General features: G+C 67.6%; 2 protein-coding genes and 1 pseudogene. 1 reads left to right on the top strand and 2 read right to left on the bottom strand.

From position 1 onward, the window contains the following. Positions 1–218 precede the first annotated feature (218 nt). A complete protein-coding gene (locus tag WAW17_RS10430) occupies positions 219–2,369 on the bottom strand; it encodes a DNA polymerase III subunit gamma and tau (protein WP_422332910.1) in 2,151 nt (716 codons plus the stop codon). Between the two features lie 218 nt (positions 2,370–2,587). Between WAW17_RS10430 and WAW17_RS10425 the strand changes: the two genes are divergently transcribed. After that, entirely contained in the window at positions 2,588–3,931 is a 1,344-nt protein-coding gene (locus WAW17_RS10425) for an ammonium transporter (protein WP_422332909.1), read from the top strand. Positions 3,932–3,937: 6 nt separating this feature from the next. On the opposite strand, the pseudogene WAW17_RS10420 reads toward WAW17_RS10425, so the two are convergent. Continuing rightward, positions 3,938–4,530: pseudogene (locus tag WAW17_RS10420) on the bottom strand (HhH-GPD-type base excision DNA repair protein). Positions 4,531–4,633 lie beyond the last annotated feature (103 nt).

Below are 4,633 nucleotides of genomic sequence, written 5' to 3'. Positions count from 1 at the left end.
GCTCTACACGGGGCGTAGACCCCGGCACCCCTACCTTAGAACGAGTTGCAGAATCCGAGGTAGGACCGAAGCGATCGCCCATCGTGACCGAGGCGATCACGACGGTTGCGCATCGCAGCCGAGTCCGGCGTTTCGCGCGCACCATAGCGCCCGCGGCGGCCACACCGCCGGCGAGTCCTCGAGCAGTTGCGTGGGGGTCTCCGCGCTGCCGAACTTGTCTAGCCTTCGAGCTTCTTGGCGCCTAGCACGTTTTCGAGCAGTTCGAGCGCCACGTCCTCGGGATCGCGGCGGTTGGAAGGGTCGGCAGGCTCCGCCGCCTCGGCGAACATTTCCTCTTCGTCCTCGGGGGTGCTGACGGGAGGAGTGGCCTCGTAGTCGACCGGAGGCGCGGACGGCCCTGGATCGTCCGGATAGTCGGGGGCCTCCGGTGGCGGAATATCGTCGTCCGGCTCGGCGACCGGGCGGGCTTGCCGCTGAGTGGGTTCGGCAGGCTGCGACTCGGGCGTTACCTGCGGTGGACGCTGCGCGGCCTTCTCCTGGCTGGGCCGGGAGAAGCGTGGGGTGCCCGCGGGCCGTGCGGGTGCGGACGCAGGCTTCGTGACCGGCGGTGTCGGTGCGGCCGGCGCTCCGGCTTCGTACTCCACTTCCCAGGTTCCGCCGAACATTTCCGTCAGGACCTCGGCGATGACTCGCGCGTTGTGCGGTGACGCAATGCGCGCACCCAGCGTGGGGACGGGATGCGCCAGGATCAGTCGGTTGCCTTGCACATCGTGCACCGTGGCGGCGGACAGCATGGCCGGAAGGATCTTATTACGCTGACTCACCTTCTCGCGCAACATGTTCCATGATTCACGCAGCTTCGCCACGTCGGGACCGCCGGACGTCGCGGGTTCGGGTTCGGGTTCGGGTGCGGCCTCCGCCTCTGGCGCGAGCGGAGGTGCGGGAACAGGCTCCGGTGTCGGCTCGGGTTCGGGCGTGCGCTCGGGTTCGGGTGTCGGCTCGGGTTCGGGCGTGCGCTCGGGTTCCGGGACCGGCGTCGGTTCGGGTGCCGGCTCGGGCGGGGGAGGCGCAATGTCCTCCACGGCCGGGCGCACCGACGGGCGCTGGAATTTCGGCTCGGGCTCGGGCGCTGCCGTCGCCTGCGCCGTTGGCGCCTGCGCCGTTGGCGCCTGCGCCGGGCGTGCCCCGTCGTCGGCAATTCGCGCTGCGCCTCCCGGAGGGAGGCCCCGCTCGACTCGTTCGAGGCGCTGCAACACGGCCGACTCCGCGTCCGAGGCGGAGGGGAGCAACATGCGGGCGCACATCACCTCGAGCAGGAGACGGGGCGCGGTGGCACCTCTCATCTCGCCGAGGCCGGCATGGATCACCTCGGCGTACCGCGTGAGCGTGGCGGGCCCGATCCGCTGCACCTGTGCGCGCATGGTGTCGAGAACGTCTCCGGGTGCGTCGACCAGGCCGCGGTCGGCAGCGTCCGGCACCGCCTGCATCAGGATGAGGTCGCGGATGCGCTCGAGTAGGTCGACCGCGAACCGGCGCGGGTCGTGACCGGCGTCGACGACGCGCTCGACGGTGCCGAACAGCGCCGCGCCGTCGCTTCGTGCCAGCGCGTCCACGGCGTCGTCGATGAGCGCGACATCGGTGACGCCGAGCAGCGCGAGCGCGCGGGGGTAGGTGACGCCCTCGACGCCGGCGCCGGCGAGGAGCTGATCGAGGACGCTCAGCGAGTCACGCGGCGACCCCCCACCGGCCCTGATGACCAGCGGGTACACCGCATCTGCCACAGCGACGCTCTCCTGCCGGCAGATCTTCTCGAGCAGTCCGCGCATCGTGGACGGCGCCAGGAGCCGAAACGGATAGTGATGGGTGCGCGAGCGGATGGTGGGCAGCACCTTCTCCGGTTCGGTGGTGGCGAAGATGAAGATGAGGTGCTCCGGCGGTTCCTCGACGATCTTGAGGAGGGCGTTGAATCCCGCCGTGGTGACCATGTGCGCCTCGTCCACGATGAACACCCGGTACCGCGACTCGGCGGGTGCGTAGAACGCACGATCGCGAAGCTCACGGGTGTCGTCGACGCCACCATGGCTCGCGGCGTCGAGTTCGGTGACGTCGAGGTTGCCGGAACCGCCGGGCCCCAGCGCCACACACGACGGACACGTACCGCAGGGTGTGGACGTCGGACCTTCGGCACAGTTCAGCGACCGCGCCAGGATGCGGGCCGACGACGTCTTGCCGCAGCCGCGCGGCCCGGAGAACAGATATGCGTGGTTGATCCGTCCTGCATCGAGCGCGGTGCTCAGTGGTTCGGTGACGTGCTCCTGCCCCACCACCTCGGCGAAGGATGCGGGTCGGTACTTCCGATACAGGGCCACGTCGAAAGACTACCGGCGGGGGCCGACACTACGAATCGGGTGGTCGGTGGCCGTCTCGCACGAGTTCCGTGACGGCAATCTCATTACGCTCATTACGAGAGGTGCACGTTGAGCGCAATGCGTAACACGTTCGCAACGCATCGGAATCACAAAGGAAACCGGCCCTCGTCATCGTGGTTTTCCGCGTCCGGTTTCGCCTGGCGTGTGAGGAGAACGGCATGCCTGCAATCGACGCCGGAGCAACCGCCTGGCTTCTGATGAGTACCGCGTTGGTACTACTGATGACCCCGGGGCTGGCCCTGTTCTACGGCGGAATGGTTCGTTCCACCGGCGTACTGAACATGATCATGATGAGTTTCGTCTCGATCGCACTCGTCACCGTCGTCTGGCTCGTGGCGGGCTACACACTCATCTTCGGGGACGACGTCGGTGGCGGACTGATCGGCGGTCTCGAGCATCTCGGGATGGCCGGCATCGATCCCACGACCGTGCACGGTCAGGTTCCCGAGATCCTGTTCGCCACCTTCCAGCTTACGTTCGCGATCATCACCGCGGCGCTGATCAGCGGCGCGATAGCCGACCGGGCGAAGTTCTCGGCGTGGATGATCTTCGTTCCCGTCTGGGCGCTCGTCGTCTACGCGCCCGTCGCGCACTGGGTGTGGAACCCGCAGGGGTGGATCGCACAGTTCGGCGCCCTCGATTACGCGGGCGGGCTGGTCGTCGAGATCGTGTCCGGTGCGTCGGGTCTGGCACTGGCGCTGGTCCTGGGTCCGCGACTCGGCTTCAAATCCGAGGCGATGCGCCCTCACAATCTTCCGCTGGTGCTGCTCGGCGTCGGTCTGTTGTGGTTCGGCTGGTTCGGTTTCAACGCCGGCTCCGCCCTCGCCGCCGACGGCACAGCGGCCGCGATCTTCCTGAACACCCTGGTCGCCGGTTGCACCGGACTGCTCGGATGGCTCCTCGTGGAGCAGAAACGCGACGGCCACCCCACCACGTTCGGTGCCGCGTCCGGTGTGGTCGCCGGGCTGGTGGCTATCACACCGTCGTGTGGAACCGTGAGCATGCTCGGCGCCGTCATCGTCGGGGCCGTGGCCGGTGTGGTCTGCTCGTTCGCGGTGGGTTGGAAGTTTCGTCTCGGCTACGACGACTCCCTCGATGTCGTCGGCGTCCACCTGATGGGCGGCATCGTCGGCACGATCCTGATCGGCCTGCTGGCCACCGAAGTCATGACAGGCGGCGTGGACGGCCTGTTCTACGGCGGCGGCCTCACGCAGCTCGGCAAGCAGGCGCTGGCCGTGGTGGTCGTCGGCCTGTATGCGTTCGGGATCACCTACATGCTCGGCAAGCTGATCGAGCGAGTCTTCGGATTCCGGATCAGTTCGGAGGACGAGTCGTCCGGCATCGACCTTGCGCTGCACGCGGAGTCGGCGTACGAACACGGCGTCCTCGGCCACGGACCGGCGGGAGGCGGCCAAGGCAACAGCCCCTTCCCGTGGATGCACGAGGGCGAGCGCAGGCGTCATCTCGACACCGAGCGCAAAGAGCAGGACGATTCCGAGTAAGCGCGGCTACTTCTTCTTCGCTGCCGCAGCCTGCTTCGCCTCGGCCTTGGCGGCCTTCTTGAACTGACGGACCTCATGCAGGCTGGTGTCGTCGACGACGTCCGCAATCGAGCGACGAGAACCGTCCTCACCGTAAGCCCCGGCCGCCTCACGCCAACCTTCCGGCTGCACGCCGATCTGTTTCCCCAGCAGTGCGAGGAAGATCCGGGCCTTCTGGTCGCCGTAGCCGGGCAGGGCCTTCAGCCGCTTCAGAACCTCTTTGCCGTCGGGTTCGCCGCTCTTCCAGAGCGCCTCGACATCACCGTCGTAATTCTCGACGAGATACGCACAGAGAGCCTGGATGCGGGCGGCCATCGAGCCGGGAAAGCGGTGTACCGCGGGTGTCTGCGAGCACACGGCGGCGAACTCGTCCGGGTCTGCCTCGGCGATCCCCTGACGTCGAGCCCCCCGAGCCGGTCTGCCAGTTTCTTCGGTCCAGCGAACGCCGTCTCCATCGGAACCTGCTGATCGAGCAACATTCCGATGAGCAGGGCCAGTGGGTCGTTCGCCAGCAGAGCGTCGGCTTCGGGATCGCCGACGAGGTTCAACGTGCGTGCCATGCATCCGATCCTGCCACCGAGGCCCCGCGGAAGAAGCTTCTTCCCCGGGACAGCAGGTTATCCCCAGAGTTGTGCACACTCCTGGATCAACCCTGTGGGACGC

It is taken from the genome of Rhodococcus sp. (in: high G+C Gram-positive bacteria), assembly GCF_049286785.1.
Classification (GTDB): domain Bacteria; phylum Actinomycetota; class Actinomycetes; order Mycobacteriales; family Mycobacteriaceae; genus Rhodococcus_F.
Note: the sequence above shows the minus strand (reverse complement) of the source record. Positions and strands in the feature narration are given on the sequence as shown.